We start from the raw sequence: 724 nt of genomic DNA on the forward strand, positions 1-724 counted from the left end.
GGGCTCTCCTCGCCGACCTGCGGTCCCGGGCCGGGCTTGCCGGGCGGGGCGGCGCCGGCGTTGCGCGCGAACAGCGAGAGCTCGTTGATCAGGCTTCCGCCGCCGTTCTTCTTCGCGTTGGCCCAGGCCTTGGCGGTCGTGCCCGGCGCGACGCTCCACGAGTAGGCGCGCAGCTTCCCGCCGACGACCACGGCGTAGGTGCCCTTGCGCTTCACCGCCTGGTAGATGTCCACGATCAGCCGGTTGTAGGCGGTGGCCCGGTCGGGCAGCGTCCCGGCCGGGAAGATCGCGATGTACACGGGGAGGCGGGCGGTCTCCAGCGGGCCGCGCAGCTTGTCGAGCTGGCCGTCGCTCAGGTCCTGGACGCCGGGGGAGATGTAGAGCCCGCCGTTCTCGGTGAGGCTCTCCACCACGTCGGCGAGCTCGACGCCGCTCGGCGCCGCGGCGAGGGCGCCGGGGGCGCCCAGCGGCACGAGTAGGGCCGCCAGCGCGATCGGGATCGCGGCGCGGCGGACCGGCTGGGGCGGCAGGGACGGCACGGACGGCCTCCTCAGGAGGGGATGAACAGCACTGATGGGGCGATTGTATGGATCGCCGCTCCGTCCGAGCGTCGATTCGCGCCATTGCCGGGCAGGACGGGCGCTCCGGCCGGAACTGGCCGCCCTCAGCGTACGGCGGGTGACTCCGAGCGGGGCGGCGGCCCGGCGGCCGGGCCGGCGGGGGC

Annotated in this window: 1 protein-coding gene; it reads right to left on the reverse strand. The window is 75.0% G+C overall.

The annotated features are described in order from the left end of the window. On the reverse strand, positions 1-539 hold a 539-nt coding region (locus E1284_RS41000; RefSeq protein WP_131945482.1), incomplete at its 3' end, for a hypothetical protein. Positions 540-724 lie beyond the last annotated feature (185 nt).

The organism is Actinomadura bangladeshensis, from assembly GCF_004348335.1.
Lineage (GTDB): Bacteria > Actinomycetota > Actinomycetes > Streptosporangiales > Streptosporangiaceae > Spirillospora > Spirillospora bangladeshensis.